The organism is Sulfitobacter noctilucicola (genome assembly GCF_000622385.1).
GTDB lineage: Bacteria > Pseudomonadota > Alphaproteobacteria > Rhodobacterales > Rhodobacteraceae > Sulfitobacter > Sulfitobacter noctilucicola.
In genome coordinates this window covers 438,528-453,524 of the sequence record NZ_JASD01000008.1, presented here as the reverse complement: position 1 = coordinate 453,524, position 14,997 = coordinate 438,528, and the positions used below count along the sequence as shown (strand labels likewise).

Annotated in this window: 17 protein-coding genes; 9 read left to right on the top strand and 8 right to left on the bottom strand. The window is 57.5% G+C overall.

Annotation, left to right across the window (positions count from 1 at the left end; genetic code table 11):
- Positions 1 to 38: 38 nt before the first annotated feature.
- Positions 39 to 806, bottom strand: coding sequence for a FadR/GntR family transcriptional regulator (locus tag Z946_RS0105855; protein WP_025054795.1), 768 nt, complete (start codon positions 804 to 806; stop codon positions 39 to 41).
- 275 nt (positions 807 to 1,081) lie between these two features.
- Between Z946_RS0105855 and smc the strand changes: the two genes are divergently transcribed.
- Positions 1,082 to 4,537 (top strand): chromosome segregation protein SMC, encoded by a 3,456-nt coding sequence (smc, locus tag Z946_RS0105850; protein ID WP_025054794.1) that lies wholly within the window; start codon positions 1,082 to 1,084, stop codon positions 4,535 to 4,537.
- Here the strand turns inward: smc and Z946_RS0105845 are convergent.
- The 4 genes from Z946_RS0105845 to Z946_RS0105830 are packed head-to-tail and all read right to left on the bottom strand — an operon-like array spanning position 4,509 to position 7,978.
- Entirely contained in the window at positions 4,509 to 4,934 is a 426-nt protein-coding gene (locus tag Z946_RS0105845) for a rhodanese-like domain-containing protein (protein WP_025054793.1), read from the bottom strand. The genes smc and Z946_RS0105845 overlap by 29 nt on opposite strands.
- Positions 4,935 to 4,947: 13 nt before the next feature.
- Complete coding sequence (locus Z946_RS0105840) at positions 4,948 to 6,120, bottom strand: lytic murein transglycosylase (RefSeq protein WP_025054792.1); 1,173 nt, start codon at positions 6,118 to 6,120, stop codon at positions 4,948 to 4,950.
- Positions 6,121 to 6,131: 11 nt separating this feature from the next.
- Positions 6,132 to 7,043 (bottom strand): adenosylcobinamide-phosphate synthase CbiB, encoded by a 912-nt coding sequence (gene cbiB, locus Z946_RS0105835; RefSeq protein ID WP_025054791.1) that lies wholly within the window; start codon positions 7,041 to 7,043, stop codon positions 6,132 to 6,134.
- Positions 7,040 to 7,978: a threonine-phosphate decarboxylase gene (locus Z946_RS0105830; protein WP_025054790.1), complete on the bottom strand. Its 939-nt coding sequence runs from the start codon at positions 7,976 to 7,978 to the stop codon at positions 7,040 to 7,042. The genes cbiB and Z946_RS0105830 overlap by 4 nt, the downstream gene beginning before the upstream one ends.
- Before the next feature lie 159 nt (positions 7,979 to 8,137).
- On the opposite strand from Z946_RS0105830, the gene Z946_RS0105825 reads away from it, so the two are divergent.
- On the top strand, positions 8,138 to 8,548 hold the full coding sequence (locus Z946_RS0105825; protein ID WP_052836076.1) for a response regulator transcription factor: 411 nt from the start codon (positions 8,138 to 8,140) through the stop codon (positions 8,546 to 8,548).
- Between the two features lie 5 nt (positions 8,549 to 8,553).
- On the opposite strand, the gene Z946_RS0105820 is transcribed toward Z946_RS0105825, so the two are convergent.
- Positions 8,554 to 9,525, bottom strand: coding sequence for a glutathione S-transferase family protein (locus tag Z946_RS0105820; RefSeq protein ID WP_025054788.1), 972 nt, complete (start codon positions 9,523 to 9,525; stop codon positions 8,554 to 8,556).
- A gap of 191 nt (positions 9,526 to 9,716) precedes the next feature.
- Between Z946_RS0105820 and Z946_RS0105815 the strand changes: the two genes are divergently transcribed.
- Positions 9,717 to 10,085 carry a hypothetical protein gene (locus tag Z946_RS0105815; RefSeq protein ID WP_025054787.1) on the top strand — a complete coding sequence of 123 codons (369 nt, stop codon included), beginning with the start codon at positions 9,717 to 9,719 and terminating at the stop codon, positions 10,083 to 10,085.
- On the opposite strand, the gene Z946_RS0105810 is transcribed toward Z946_RS0105815, so the two are convergent.
- The gene (locus Z946_RS0105810; RefSeq protein WP_025054786.1) at positions 10,068 to 10,601 is read right to left on the bottom strand and encodes a winged helix-turn-helix transcriptional regulator; all 534 of its coding nucleotides are present in this window, start codon (positions 10,599 to 10,601) and stop codon (positions 10,068 to 10,070) included. The two genes, Z946_RS0105815 and Z946_RS0105810, sit on opposite strands and share 18 nt — an antisense overlap.
- Positions 10,602 to 10,641: 40 nt before the next feature.
- Between Z946_RS0105810 and Z946_RS0105805 the strand changes: the two genes are divergently transcribed.
- Entirely contained in the window at positions 10,642 to 11,016 is a 375-nt protein-coding gene (locus Z946_RS0105805; RefSeq protein ID WP_025054785.1) for a VOC family protein, read from the top strand.
- A gap of 3 nt (positions 11,017 to 11,019) precedes the next feature.
- On the opposite strand, the gene Z946_RS0105800 is transcribed toward Z946_RS0105805, so the two are convergent.
- Entirely contained in the window at positions 11,020 to 12,189 is a 1,170-nt protein-coding gene (locus Z946_RS0105800; RefSeq protein ID WP_025054784.1) for a MalY/PatB family protein, read from the bottom strand.
- A gap of 97 nt (positions 12,190 to 12,286) precedes the next feature.
- On the opposite strand from Z946_RS0105800, the gene def (Z946_RS0105795) reads away from it, so the two are divergent.
- Genes def (Z946_RS0105795) through Z946_RS0105775 form a run of 5 tightly spaced genes read left to right on the top strand, consistent with a single transcriptional unit; the run spans position 12,287 to position 14,997 of the window.
- Positions 12,287 to 12,805, top strand: a complete 519-nt coding sequence (gene def / locus Z946_RS0105795; RefSeq protein ID WP_025054783.1) for a peptide deformylase — start codon at positions 12,287 to 12,289, stop codon at positions 12,803 to 12,805.
- Entirely contained in the window at positions 12,802 to 13,299 is a 498-nt protein-coding gene (def, locus tag Z946_RS0105790; protein ID WP_025054782.1) for a peptide deformylase, read from the top strand. The genes def (Z946_RS0105795) and def (Z946_RS0105790) overlap by 4 nt, the downstream gene beginning before the upstream one ends.
- The gene (gene def / locus Z946_RS0105785; RefSeq protein ID WP_025054781.1) at positions 13,296 to 13,793 is read left to right on the top strand and encodes a peptide deformylase; all 498 of its coding nucleotides are present in this window, start codon (positions 13,296 to 13,298) and stop codon (positions 13,791 to 13,793) included. Before def (Z946_RS0105790) ends, def (Z946_RS0105785) begins: the two co-directional genes overlap by 4 nt.
- 50 nt (positions 13,794 to 13,843) lie before the next feature.
- Positions 13,844 to 14,761: a methionyl-tRNA formyltransferase gene (gene fmt, locus Z946_RS0105780; protein WP_025054780.1), complete on the top strand. Its 918-nt coding sequence runs from the start codon at positions 13,844 to 13,846 to the stop codon at positions 14,759 to 14,761.
- Positions 14,761 to 14,997 (top strand): hypothetical protein, encoded by a 237-nt coding sequence (locus Z946_RS0105775; RefSeq protein ID WP_025054779.1) that lies wholly within the window; start codon positions 14,761 to 14,763, stop codon positions 14,995 to 14,997. Before fmt ends, Z946_RS0105775 begins: the two co-directional genes overlap by 1 nt.

The following is a 14,997-nucleotide window of genomic DNA, read 5'->3' as shown; positions in this document are numbered from 1 at the left end:
TTTTTCTTTGCCGTTTAACTATACTTTGGCGGCTACCGTTAGTTTTCGGTCTCATGCTGCAAACGTTGCTGTGCAATGCTCTCGTTTCGCGCGGCCTTTTGCTGGTCGGCAAGCGACGCCTCTATGAAATTCAGGTGCGTCTCAATTGCGTTGCGGGCACCTTGCGGGTCTCGTCCCTGTAGCGCCTCATTGATCGCGCGGTGTTGATCCAGCAGCGCTGTCCGGCTGGTGCGCTGTTTGAACATAACCTGTCTGTTATAGAATACGCCGCCACGCAAAAGCTCGTACATGGATCGCATCATGTGCAGCATCACAACGTTGTGGCTCGCCTCAATGATCGCCATGTGGAATTGCGCGTCAAGCTGAGCTTCTTCTTCAGCGTTCCGCCGTCCATGCGCATGTTCCATCTTCTCAAAGATGGCCTGTACAACGGCAAGGTCGGTATCAGATCCGAACTTTGCGGCACGTTCACCGGCGAGCCCTTCCATATCGCGTCGAAATGACAGGTAGTCGAACACTGCTTCATCGTGACGCCCGAACAGCTCTACCAAAGCGGGTGAAAAGGCGCTGCCAAGCACATCGGCGACATAGACACCTGCGCCCGGTCTGGCAGTTAGCAAGCCGTTCTCTTGCAGCTGGGAAAGAGCGTCGCGCAAAGACGGGCGGGAGACCTTCAGCCTGTCCGCAAGTTCCCGCTCCGAAGGGAGCCGCTCACCCGCCCGCAGAACACCGCGCAGGATCAACTGCTCAATCTGACGGATGACGGCAAGCGATAGCTTTTCAGGGGTAACCGGGCGAAATGGCATCTGTTTTCCTTGATTGGTCAAATCATATGACCAAAGCAGGGTCGCTGCAATATCTCGATCCGCGTCTCGCGTCGTCGTACATGTTGTAACAGTATGATATGGACCGCTTCGCCTCGTCTGTAACTTCGACACTTTCGTCATAACAAACCAGCCAATACCGCAATATCTTGTGGATAACGTGTGTTTGCAGCCTTTACCTTGTGGTGTCGGCTTGACACGATCCAGCTGGAACCCGCACTTTGTGAAACGCAGGAATCACTGGAGCCACTGTCGACGTGCGCTTTTCCAAACTCAGACTGACAGGCTTCAAAAGCTTCGTTGACCCGACCGATCTGATCATTGCTGATGGTCTGACTGGTGTTGTCGGGCCAAATGGCTGTGGCAAGTCGAACCTCTTGGAAGCGCTGCGCTGGGTGATGGGCGAGAACCGACCGACCGCAATGCGTGGCGGAGGTATGGAAGACGTTATCTTTGCTGGTGCGGCCACCCGACCTGCCCGTAATTTCGCCGAAGTTGCCCTTCATATCGACAACTCCGAACGCCTTGCGCCCGCAGGGTTCAACGATTCAGACGGGTTGGAAATTGTCCGCCGGATTACGCGGGACGTTGGCAGTGCATACAAGGCAGCAGGCAAGGACGTCCGCGCGCGGGATGTGCAGATGCTTTTCGCAGATGCCTCCACCGGTGCGCATAGTCCGGCGTTGGTCCGGCAGGGCCAAATCTCGGAGCTGATTAACGCCAAGCCTAAAAACCGCAGACGTATTCTTGAAGAAGCGGCAGGTATTTCCGGCCTTTATCAGCGGCGGCACGAGGCGGAATTGAAGCTGAACGGTGCAGAAGCGAACCTCGCGCGGGTCGACGATGTGATCGAACAACTGGCCGCCCAGCTGGCTCAGCTCGCCAGGCAGGCCCGTCAGGCGGCACGCTACCGGGAAATTGGCGATGCCCTGAGGCGCAGTGAAGGCATGTTGTTGTACCGTCGTTGGCGCGAGGCAGATGATGCACGTGCCGCAGCAGACGAGGTTTTGCGCACGCGGGTCACAGCCGCGGCGCAGGCCCAGACGTTGGTTCAGCAATGCGCCAAAGGGCGGCAAGAGGCAGAAGACGCTCTGCCGGCCCTCCGCGAAGAAGACGCGATTGCCGCCGCTGTTTTGCAGCGCCTTGTTGTGCAGCGCGACACGCTCAGCGAACAGGAAACGCGCGCGCAGCAGACAATTGAAACGCTTCAGAATCGCATTTCGCAATTGGCGCGGGATATCGAGCGTGAGGGCGGCTTGAACCGTGACGCCGGCGAAACGATTGAACGTCTGGAATGGGAGGCGACCGAGCTTTCAAAAGCAGGCGAAGGTCACGCCGATGCCCTGCAGGGCGCATCGGACACCGCCCGCGAGGCCGCAACCGTTCTGCAATCGCGTGAAGGTGATCTGGCGCAACAGACGGAGGATGTCGCCCGTCTGGCAGCAAGACACGGATCAGCCGAACGCTTGCTTGATGACAGCCGCAAGACACAATCGAAATCCGAAGCGGAAGCGGTAAAGGCGCAGGAGGCGGCGCAGGCGTCTCGAGCCGCTCTCGCGCAGGCGGCTCTTGATTTTGATGCGGCCAAGACTGCCGAGGCAGCGGCGGTTCAGGCGGCATCAGAAGCGGATGCGAACTTGCTTGCAGCAGAAGAAGCGCGCGCAGATACCCAATCCCGCGAGGCGGATGCTCGCGCGGAGCGTTCAGAGGCCGAGGGCGAGATGAACGCGCTGCGGGCCGAGGTGGCGGCTCTTGCAAAGCTGGTAGAACGTGACACCGCTGAGGGTGGCCAAATTCTTGACCGCTTGCAGGTCGAACATGGATTTGAAAAAGCGTTGGGTGCAGCGCTTGCAGATGATCTTCGTGCACCTCAGGTAGATGCCGAAGGGCCGTCAGGTTGGGCGCTGTTGCCACAATATGATAACGACCAATCATTGCCATCCGGGGTCACGCCGCTGACGTTGCATGTGTCTGTGCCAGAGGTTCTGGCCCGCCGGATGGGGCAGATTGGTCTGGTCGATCCCGATGACGGCCCGGCACTACAAGGTGCGCTCCTGCCGGGGCAACGGTTGGTTTCCCTTGAGGGGGATCTGTGGCGCTGGGACGGGTTCCGCGCGTGGGCCGAGGATGCGCCATCTGCCGCGGCCTTGCGCCTGCAACAGCTTAACCGTCTTGAAGTGCTTAAGCAGTCACTGGAGCAAGCCAACCAGCGTGCTGAGGGTGCGAGAGCGGCGCATGACACACTTACTCGCCGATTGGCAGAGCAGACAGAGGCAGACAAGCGTGCGCGAGAGGCGCGACGGGATGCTGACCGCGCGGTGGCGGACGCTGGACGTGCGCTGAGCCGCGTTGAAGCGGATCGCAATCTTGCTGAAGGCCGTCTGGAAAGCCTTGGATTGGCAGTGAAGCGCCACGAGGATGAGGCAATGGCAGCGCGTGGCCGTGTGTTGGAGGCCGAGCGCGCCTTGGCTGAATTGGGCAATCTGGAAGATGCCCGCGCCGGTATCGAGGATTTGCGCATGACCGTTGAGGCGGCGCGGATCACAATGATGTCACGCCGCTCTGCTCATGACGAATTGCGCCGCGAAGGCGAGGCGCGAATCAAACGCTCGCAGGAAGTAACCAAAGAGTTGAGCGGCTGGCGTCACCGTCTTGAGACTGCGGAGAAACGCAGTGCAGAACTGGTTGAGCGTAAAACGACCTCGGAGGCGGAACTGAAAGAAGCGGGTGCTGCTCCGGCCGAGATTGCTGCCAAGCGGGATGAGCTTGCACAGGCAATCACGACTGCGGAGGCCCGCAAGGCGCAGGCCACTGATGTTCTGTCAGCGGCAGAAGGTGCGTTGCGCGAAGCGACATTGGCCGAGCGCGAAGCAGAGCGGGAGGCATCCGAAGCCCGCGAGGCCCGCGCGCGGTCAGAAGCGCGAGCAGAAGCTGCGAAAGAAACGGTTCTGGCTGCGTCAGAGCGGATCGCGGAAGACAGCCAGCGAACGCCGAACCAGCTTTTGACAACGCTTGACGTCAATCCGGACCAGATGCCAACGGCTGAGGCGCTGGAAGCGGATGTGAACCGTCTGAAACGACAGCGGGATTCTTTGGGGGCAGTCAATCTTCGTGCCGAAGAGGATGCCAAGGAAGTCCGCGAAGAGCATGATGCGCTGGTCGCTGAGAAAGCTGATCTGGAAGAAGCGATTAAAACCCTGCGCTCGGGTATCGCCAGTTTGAACCGCGAAGGGCGCGAGCGGCTGCTTACCGCCTTCGAGCAGGTGAACTCCAACTTCTCGATGTTGTTTACGCATCTTTTTGGCGGCGGTGAGGCGAACCTTGTGATGGTCGAATCCGATGATCCCCTTGAGGCCGGCCTGGAGATTATGTGTCAGCCACCGGGAAAAAAACTGAGCACGCTAAGCCTTTTGTCGGGTGGGGAGCAAACCCTTACGGCGATGGCACTGATCTTTGCTGTATTCCTTGCCAACCCCGCACCAATTTGTGTGTTGGACGAAGTTGACGCACCACTGGACGATGCGAACGTGACGCGGTTCTGCGATCTGCTGGACGAGATGTGTCGCCAGACAGATACCCGGTTCCTGATCATCACGCACCACGCCGTGACGATGGCACGGATGGACCGCTTGTTCGGTGTCACAATGGCAGAGCAGGGCGTCAGCCAGCTGGTGTCAGTCGACCTTAAAAAGGCCGAAACGATGGTGGCCTAAGGCTATTCGGCGCGACTTTCTCGACTGGTCCGCCGGCTTTTTCCCAACTTCCGAACCCTTCTTTCAAGTGAGCCGCTTCAAAGCCCATGTCTTGCAGCGTTGCTACTGAGATGGCGGAACGCCAGCCGGATGCGCAGTGAAAGACGAACTTTTTGTCCTGTGCGAAAACGTCTTTGAAGTAGGGACTGTCTGGATCGACCCAGAATTCGAGCATGCCGCGCGGACAATGAAAACTGCCGGGTATAAAACCGGTGCGTTCACGCTCTCTTGGATCCCGCAGGTCCACGATCTGCACTTGAGGGTCGTTGACCATGGCAATGGCATCCGAGGTCTCGATCTCTTCAATACGGCTGCGGGCATCGGCAACCATCTGTGCTGCGGTCTTTTTCAGGGGCATGGGTTTTCCTGTGTTAGAGTTGAGACAAAAGTGCAGGTGTCGGCCAGCCGTCGACGGGAAGTCCCAGCCGTGCTTGTTCCGTCCGCACTGCCGCGCGGGTGCCTGCACCAAGAATGCCGTCCACTTTGCCAACGTCATGTCCAAGTGCTTGCAGTCTTGTTTGCAACGTTTTCATCTGGCTGTCATTCAAACCGGCTTGCGGCGTGCCGGCGTCAAAAACCTGAGCGCCATTCAGACGCGTGGCAAAATAGGCAGCGGTCATCACATATGTGAAACTTTGGTTCCATTCGAAATACACTCTGAAATTCGGGTAGGCGATGAACGCGGGGCCGCCGCGCCCTTGTGGGAGCAACACAGAGGCCTCAAGGGTGCTGTCTAACGCTCCATTGCGGCCTGATACGCCCATCGCTGTCCATGCGGACACAGGTTTGACGGTTTCCAAACCTGTGAGGGACCAATCGAAGTCTTGCGGGACGCTCACTTCGGCAAGCCACGGCTCACCAGCACGCCACCCCAGATGGTGCAGCATTTTGCCCCCCGACATCAGGGCATCAGGCGCAGAGGTTTTGAGCGACACGATCCCGTCGCCATCGGCGTCGACTCCATTCTCCAGAATGTCTCGAGGCAGCATCTGTACCATACCGATCTCGCCTGCCCATGCACCGGTCGTGCGGGCCGGATCAAACGCGCCCTTTTCGAACAGTTCTATTGCGGCAAGGACCTGAGGGCGAAACAATTCCGGCCGTCTGCAATCGTGCGCAAGAGTGACCAGCGCATTGGCAGTATTGAAATCTCCTTGGAATGCGCCGTAGTCCGTCTCGAACGCCCAAAACGCCAGCAGAACGCCACGGTTGACACCATATTGCTGCTCGATCCTTGTGAAGATTGTATCGTACTTCTGGGCGTTGGCGCGACCGCGATTGATGCGGTCATTCGAAATCAGCCTGCGCGAGAAGTCGATAAAGGGCAGTTGAAAGACACCTTGCCTGCGGTCTGCGTCAAGAACCGCCTGATCCCTTCTAACACCGGCAAAGAAAGACTGTGCCGTCGCGGGAGCGATTCCCGAGGCGATGGCCTCGGCCTTCAGGCTTTCGACAAAGTCGGTAAACGAACCACCACAAGTCGCAAACGCAGCAGGCGTATATGCGGCCAAAATCAGGGCCGCCGTCAAAAGTGTCTTTCGCATCGTTATCCTTTTCACCAGATTAGGCCCAGAATGCACAAACAGCCCAGAAAGAACGCCCAAGCGTGCCACAGACGGCTAACCGCCGCATCAATCGCAGGAGCACCGATGAGCTTTGGGGCGTCGGCATTCACCCAGGAAAACTCCTGCATCTTGCCATCATAAGCACGCGGTCCTGCAAGTGCTACATGAATGGCGCGGGCCATCGCCGCTTCGGGCCAGCCTGCGTTCGGGGACCGGTGCAGCGCAGCATCGGCCCGGATCGCCTGCCATTGTCGAAGAACCCGCGCAGGAATGGCAATGAACGCGGCGGTCAGGCGTGCGGGAACCCAGTTCAGCACATCATCAAGTCGTGCTGCTGCCCAACCAAACTCAGCGTAACGCGCATTTTTGTAGCCGATCATGCTGTCAGCGGTATTGACCAGCTTGTAGATTATGATGCCGGGCAGGCCGCCGAGCAGGAACCAGAAGGCCGGGGCAATGATACCATCACTCATGTTTTCTGCGGCACTCTCTATCGCGGAGCGCGCCACGGCGGGCTCGGACATCTGTGCACTATCCCGGCTTACAATCAGTGCCACGGCCCTGCGGCCTTCGCCAATCGACATACGCAGTCCCGATGCGACAGCTTGAACGTGCTGGATCAGTGATTTGTGCGCCAGCAACACTGCGACCAGAAAAATTTCGAATAATGGGCCAAGCACTGAGAGCGTCAGGCCAAAGGCCCACCCGATCAGTATAAGAGCCAAGACCAACGCCACACCTTTGGCTTTTTGACCGCGCCCGGTATTGAAACGCTTGTCGCCCTCACCGATCAACCGCCCCATCAAGACAGCGGGATGGGGTATGCGCTGCCAGATCCAGCGTGGCTCCCCCATAAGGGCATCCAGCACCAAGGCACACGTCAGTATCAACGCTGCATTCATGCGAGCGCCGCCTCAAGCTTTGGCCACCTTTCGAGATGCGGCAATCCCAGGCGAATCCAGCGCGGATTGTACGGAAAGACTCTGCTCCAGATTTGGTGTTTCGCCAGCGTGTCCCGTGTTGCCTGCGCACTCTCGACTTCATACAGACGGAAAAGGGTTGTGCCGCCAACCAATGTCGCGCTGGCATCTTTCATCAACCCATCCATTCGCTGTGCGTCCGCTTGCAAGCGCCTGCGCGTTTGCGCAGCCCAATCAAGATCACGCAGCGCGGCGGCTCCGATCTCAAGTGCGGGGCCTGCAACCGACCATGGTCCCAACATTTCTGACAGACGATTGACGAGAGCCGGATCACCGATTGCAAATCCGAGACGCAGACCCGCGAGCCCCCAGAATTTACCAAAGCTTTTGAGAACAATCGTTCCGCGCTCTGCTGCGAGGTCGATAAGCGATGCGTCGGGGGTAACGTCACAAAAGCTCTCGTCAATGACCCGCAGAGCGCCCTTAATGTCCGTGGCCCGCCACAATCGGCCATCGGGGTTGTTGGGGTGCACATGCACGGTCGCAGAGGTGTCTCCTTGTCCGATTTTCCAGCCGGCGCTAAGAAAGCTGGCCGCATGTTCATTATAGGTTGGCGTTGGGATGTCTACCTGTCGTGCGGGCGACAGTAAGGGGATATGGGCGATGGCTGACGATGCACCAGGGACTGCACGCACAGTCGCAGAAGCAGGCACCGACCAGAACGCGCGTGCAGCCCCTTCGAGAATATCTAGCGCGCCCTGGTCAGGCAGAGCGGTCCAGGCGTCATGTGAAAGATCAGGCAAAGGATAGGACACAGGATTGATGCCTGTGGACAGATCAAGCCAATCGGAACGCTTGCCGCCGAAACGGGCGATTGCGGCATCTAGGTTGCCGCCGTGATCACGCTTGCTTTGCATCCGATGAAGTATCCGCTTTTACGATTTGAGCAGTGTATTGCCTGATAGCGTAGGACATCAAAGCGGAAAATCGCCACTCTCGATAAGTCCAAGTGATCAGTTAATGTATTTTGACTGGCATTAACGCTTTATTAAGAAAATGGGCAGACGACAGAGGCTATGACCAAGCTTGTAGACATCGCCACGCAGCATGACAGCGCATCAACGACTGTGATGATCGTTGAAAGCCATGCCGAGTTGGGTACGTTGTGGCAGCGTCATCTTGAGCGTCTGGGCATGGATGTTGCGCGCGTGGCGACCCAAGATGCGGCGATTGGACTGTTGTCTGAAAAGTCTTTTGATATCATCGTATTGGATCTGATATTGGATGAGGGGTCGGCGCTCGCTGTTGCGGATTATGCCGATTACCGCCAACCGGACGCGCGGGTTGTTTTTGTCACCAACACGTCCTTCTTTTCTGACGGGTCGATCTTCAGCCATTCTGCCAATGTCCGCGCATTCCTTCCCTCGACCACACCACCTGACGATCTGGCCGCAGTGGTAGAACACTACGGATCAGACCGTCATTAAGGTTTCTACCGCCCGTGCGGGGCTGTGAAGTCGGGATCGGGGTTAATCGGGATGATTCTGTTAGGGTTAATGGTTTCGTGGCTGTAGTGGTAGTGACGGACAATGTGATCGAAGTTCACCGTCTCTGAAACTCCGTCCCACTGAAAAAGTTCGCGCGTGTAGGCCCACAGGTTCGGATAATCGATAATCCGCTTCTGATTGCATTTGAAATGAAGGTGGTAGACCTTATCGAACCGTACCAAAGTGGGGAACAGCCGCCAGTCTGCTTCTGTGATCGAATCTCCGGTAAGGTAGCGTTGACGGCTTAGGATATCTTCGAGCCAGTCGAGCGTGTCGAACAACGGCACGACAGCCTCGTCATAGGCTTCTTGTGTTGTCGCAAAACCGCAGCGGTAAACCCCGTTGTTGAATGTATCGTAAATACGATCATTCAGCGGTTCAATTTCCGCGTGAAGCTTCTCTGGCCAGAAGTCCTGTGTGTTGCCGGTTATCGAATCAAACGCCGTGTTGAACATGCGTATGATTTCCGAGCTTTCGTTCGAGACGATTGTGCCGCGTTCCTTATCCCAAAGGATCGGAACAGTGACGCGACCGGTAAAGACCGGATCGGCACGCGTGTAGATGTCACGTGCGTAGGGCAGGCCAAACAATGTGTCTCCGGTCGCGCCGTCAAAGTCCTGATCAAACGTCCAACCGTCGCCCAACATGTCGGGATGCACAACTGAGACGCTGATGTGATCTGTAAGGTCCTTTATGGCACGAAAGATCAGGGTGCGATGTGCCCATGGGCAAGCGTAGCTGACATAGAGGTGGTAGCGGCCGCTTTGCGCGGGGAACCCGCCTTCACCGCTTGGGCCGGCTGATCCGTCAGCAGTAATCCAATTGCGAAATTTAGCGGCAGAGCGTTCGAACTTTCCACCCGAAGACTTGGTGTCGTACCATTGGTCTTGCCATTTCCCGTCAACCAACAAACCCATCGTCCACTCCTTCTATTCTTTAAACCGGAACGTAGTGTTGCTGTCATAATCTGCCCATAGGTATCGCTGCGCAGCTTACCTGCACAGGCGCACAGTCGGCGCTTGTGCGACAAACCCGCAAAAAGGAAAATCTGATGCTTGCCTTTGTTCGAAAACGAACGACTTATGAGGGACCTGGGGAGGACAATCATATGGAAGCGATGCTGTCGAAAGAGATTCAGGCGGGGCTGGATGCGGCGCGGAATGAAAGTCTGCGAAAAGCGTCACGTTTGCGGCTTGAGGTGGGTGGTATTGTCTATCCGGTCTTGCGGATGTGGAAGACCGGCTTTGCGGTTACGGCCTCGGATGCTCCAACGTTGCGCGGCCTCGTCGATCTCTATGACGGGTCGGTTCACCTCTTCCAATGCCTTGTCGTCGCGTCCGAACTGGAAACAGATGAGATGCGGTACGAATTCAAGCGTGCAACAGCAGTGGCATCTGCCGCCGCTCTGGATTTTGTAAGGTCCGGCACTGCGCCCGCTGGTCTGATTACGGATAACCGCTCAGCCCTGAGCCTCTAGTCCGGCGGCGCGGTAGATCTGTCTGCCTGGACCGACTGCACAATAGCTCACGCGCGGCGGCGTGGTGTGCGTATTGATCTCGCGTTCAATCCAACGCGCATCATGCAGTTGTTTAAGCGATTGGGAGAGCGCCCTGTCAGTGATCGGCCCTAGCGCTCCTTTGACTTGAGAATAGTGTTTCGGTGTTCCGCTCACGGCCAGAACCGGCACCGTCCAACTACGCCGTAACAGGGATGTTTCGGGCGCTATGGCTTTGATCCGGTCAGCCATCGCAGCCGCTTTTTCCCCTATGGCGGTGAGCCGGTATTCAGGCCGCAAGGGATGCCCATGTCCCGGATTTCGCTCCAGCATTCCCAAATCAATCAGATGTTTCAGGCTTGCCGCGAAAGCAGTCCGGCCTGCGCCTGTATCTGCCAAAAGCGCTGCTTGCCGTGCCGGTGTCCCGCGGTGAATGCGGGCCAGTATGGTTAGCGACCACGCCCGCGAAGTAATCTTGACAAGTAAGTTTATGTCCATAAAGTATAGTTAATATATTTTAATGTCGGAGGAAAGAGCGGTGTCAGTAGTCACATTGGACGAAACGATAACTTTTGCGCTGTCAGTCAAGGATCGTCATGCCAGCGCGGCGTGGTACTCGGACATGCTGGGGTTCACTTTGAAGATGCATATTGACGAGGCTGGCTGGAGCGAGCTTGAGACGATGACGAAGGGTGTGACGATCGGCTTGGGAGAACAGGCAGAGCCCGCGCCGGGTAACGCGGTGCCTGTCTTTGGTGTGGCTGATATCACCGTGGCGCGCACAGCCCTTGAACAGGCGGGCGTACGGTTTGACGGGCCGACCGACACCATGGAAGGTATGGTCAGCCTCGCGACTTTTTATGATCCTGACGGTAACGCCTTGATGATGGCGCAAGATTTGTCGGGGGGCTGATCCTTACTGAAGGTCTGCGAATGCTTTGGCCAACCGGTCGCAAGCTTCCTGAACCTGCGAGCGCGGCGTTGCGATGTTAAAGCGCAGATAGCTTTCGCCGCCTTTGCCAAACGTTGGGCCGTGATTAACCGCGATACGCGCATCTTCCTGAACGCGTCTGGTAAACTCGTCGCGTGCCATCCCGGTATCCTCAAAATCGACCCACGCAAGATAGGTCGCTTCGAGGTTCATGGATTTCAATCCCGGGATCGCGTTCACCGCGTCGTCGAATAGGCGACGGTTGCCATCCAGATAGCTGACCAAGTCATCTACCCACGCCGCTCCTTGGGGAGAATACGCTGCCGTTGCCATGAAAAGCCCGAACGAGTTCGGCGATAATCCCAGCGCCATCATCCGCCCGCCAAATTTCGCGCGCAAGTCGGGATCTTCGATGATGACGTTGCCGGAATGACTGCCAGCGATATTGAACGTCTTGGTTGTCGCGGTCATCATCACCAACCGGTCGGTGATCCCTTCGATTTTAGCCATCGGGATGTGTGTGTTACCGGGCATAACCAGATCGTGGTGGATTTCGTCGGATACAAGGATCAGATCGTGCCGCTTGGCAAAATCTGCCACACCCTGCAATTCATCACGGGTCCAGACCCGGCCGCCGGGGTTATGCGGAGAGCAGAGGATCACCATCTTTTCGGTGCCTGTCATCTGAGCATCCCAGCTAACGAAGTCCATTTCGTAGCGGCCATCGCGCACGGGCATTTCACATTCAACGACCTTGCGACCCGCAGCGTTAATTACCTTGGCAAAGGCGTGATAGACAGGCGTGAACAGCACCACGCCGTCTCCTTCGGCGGTGAAGGCGTCGACGCACATTGCGGTGCCGTTCACCAACCCGTGTGTGGTGAAAATCCACTCAGGATCGACTTTCCAGCCATGCCGGTTTTCCATCCACCACTGGATGGCACCCAGATATTTGCTGTCATCCCCGAAATAGCCATAGACCCCATGATCGTGCATCGCCTGCACCGCATCCTGCACCACCTGCGGCGGACGGAAGTCCATGTCAGCGACCCACATCGCGATGCCTTCATCGCGTGGCACACCATAGAGCGCCTCCATCTTGTCCCATTTTGCACAATGGGTGTCGCGGCGGTCGATGATCTCGTCAAAACTCATGGGGCTGGCTCCTTTAGCTTGGGCTCAAGCTAACGTGGTGAACGCGGGCCGCAAGCCCTTGCTTGCAGTGCGCGATATCATCGCCTACATCCCTCCCATGAAACGCAACATCCTTTTGCACCCCGACCCGAGACTGAAAAAGGTTGCCACACCGGTGGCGGACCTGAGCGATGATCTGCGCCTGCTGGCGGACGACATGCTGCAGACCATGTATGAAGCGCCGGGCATCGGGCTGGCCGCTCCGCAGATCGGGATCATGGACCGTCTGATCGTCCTTGATTGCGTGAAAGAAGAGGGCGAGACGCCGCGCCCGATGGTCATGTTCAACCCCAAAGTTCTGGCTTCGTCCGATGAGGAGAACACCTATGAAGAAGGCTGTTTATCCCTGCCTGACCTCTATGCGGATGTGACCCGCCCAAAGGTTGTAGATGTCGAGTGGATGGATCGCGACGGGAAGCTGCAAACCGATACCTTCGATGGGTTGTGGGCCACCTGTGTCCAGCACGAGATTGACCACCTGGATGGCAAGCTGTTCATTGACTACCTGAAACCGCTCAAACGCCAGATGATGACTCGCAAGATGGTGAAGCTTAAACGTGAGCTGGCCCGCGCATGACGGTGCTGCCGATCCTGACATGGCCCGATGCGCGGCTGACAGAGACTTGTGCGCCGGTTGAGAAGATCACGCCCGAGATCGAAGCCCTTACTGCCGATATGCTTGAGACAATGTACGCAGCACCCGGTCGCGGTCTTGCTGCGCCGCAAGTTGGTGTCATGCAGCGGATTTTCGTGATGGATACAGGCTGGAAAGAAGGAAAGTCCGACCCGATCATTTGCATCAACCCGATGTTGCAAGAAGTAAGTGAAGAACGCCAAAGCAACGATGAAGGTTGTCTGAGTATCCCGGGTGTGATGGCGAACGTCTCCCGTCCGGCGCAGGTGCAGATGGTCTGGACCGGTCTGAATGGCGGACGCTATGTCCAGAGCTTTGACGGCTTTGCGGCCGCATGTGCGCAACATGAGCTGGATCATCTGGACGGGGTGGTCACCTTTGACCACCTTATGGCCGCTGACCGCGAGGCTCTGATGGCGGAGTATGCAGCGCAATGACGGTTCGACCGATCCTGCAATGGCCGGACAAACGCCTGCGCACAAAGGTGCCAGAGGTGTCAGAAATCACTGACGAGGTGCGCGAGATTTGGGCTGATATGGTCGACACGATGGATGCGATGCCCGGCGTGGGATTGGCCGCAACACAGATCGGTGTCATGATGCAGCTGGCTGTTGTTGATACGTCTAACGACCGCAAGCGGCGCATTCTGATGGCGAATCCACAGGTCCTTGAAGCCTCTGCAAAACCGAACGAGCACGAAGAGGCGAGCCCGTGTTTGCCCGGTGTCTCGGCCAAGATCACCCGGCCGCGTGCAGTTTCTGTCCGCTATCTGGATGAGCATGGCGTGATTTCCCGGCGTGAGTTCGTAGGACTGGAAGCTACCAGTGTGCAGCATCAGATCGACCATCTGGCAGGGCGGATGTATTTCGACCGGCTGAGCAAGACCAAGCGCGACATGCTCTTGCGCAAAGCCAAAAAGCTCGGCGGCTGACGCAGCAAGTAAGGTGGTCCCTTGGCCCACTACGAGACGGAGAAAGTCGAATGCGCATTGTTTTCATGGGAACGCCGGAATTTTCCGTCACCGTTCTGGACGCGCTGGTGGATGCCGGTCACGAGATCGCAGCGGTCTATTGCCAACCGCCCCGTCCCGCTGGACGCGGCAAAAAGGATCGACCGACCCCTGTACATGTCCGCGCCGACGCGCTGGGCCTTGAGGTGCGCCATCCGGTGTCATTGAAAACGCCGGAGGCTCAGGCGGAGTTTGCCGCGCTCAAGGCGGATATTGCTGTCGTGGTTGCTTATGGATTGATCCTGCCGCAGGCCGTGTTGGACGCACCGTCGAAAGGATGCCTGAACATTCACGCCAGCCTGTTGCCCCGCTGGCGCGGTGCGGCACCGATCCACCGGGCCATCATGGCAGGGGATAAAAAGACCGGCGTCTGCATTATGCAAATGGATGCGGGGCTTGATACCGGACCAGTATTGTTACGGCGTGAAATCGAAATCGGTGCAACCCAGACAACGGCTCAATTGCATGACGATCTATGCAGTTTGGGTGCCACGGCGATTGTAGATGCCCTCGCGCAGATCGATACTTTGACTCCGCAGCCCCAGCCGGAAGAAGGCGTGACCTATGCCGCCAAGATCGACAAGGGCGAAGCGCGGATCGACTGGGCACAGCCTGCCGCTCAGGTAGATCGGCTCATTCGCGGGCTGTCCCCGTCTCCAGGTGCATGGTTCGAAATGGACGGCACACGGATCAAAGTGCTTGGTTCCGTTTTGGCGCAAGGCAGCGGCAAACCCGGCGAGGTTCTGGATGCTGATTTGCGGGTGGCTTGCGGGAAGGGTGCGGTCCAGCTGTTGCGCTTGCAACGGGCAGGCAAGGCTGCGCAGGATACGGCAGTGTTTCAAAGCGGTGCACAGATTGCGCCCGGCACAGAACTGAACGGAGACAGCTGATGTTCCTCACCCTATTCGGTACTGTCGTGATCGCGGGTATCATCGGGTATGCGTCCGAGAAAACCGGCTGGACCCATAACGGCATTATCCAGTCGATCATAATCTGCATCGGCGGCGCATTTCTGTTCTACTTCGTGCGGATCATGTTCGGAATAGGCTTCAACTCGCCTGGAACAAACGCGATCGTGTCCTCGATCGGGGCTCTCATTATCGTACCGTTTCACTGGAGGCGATGA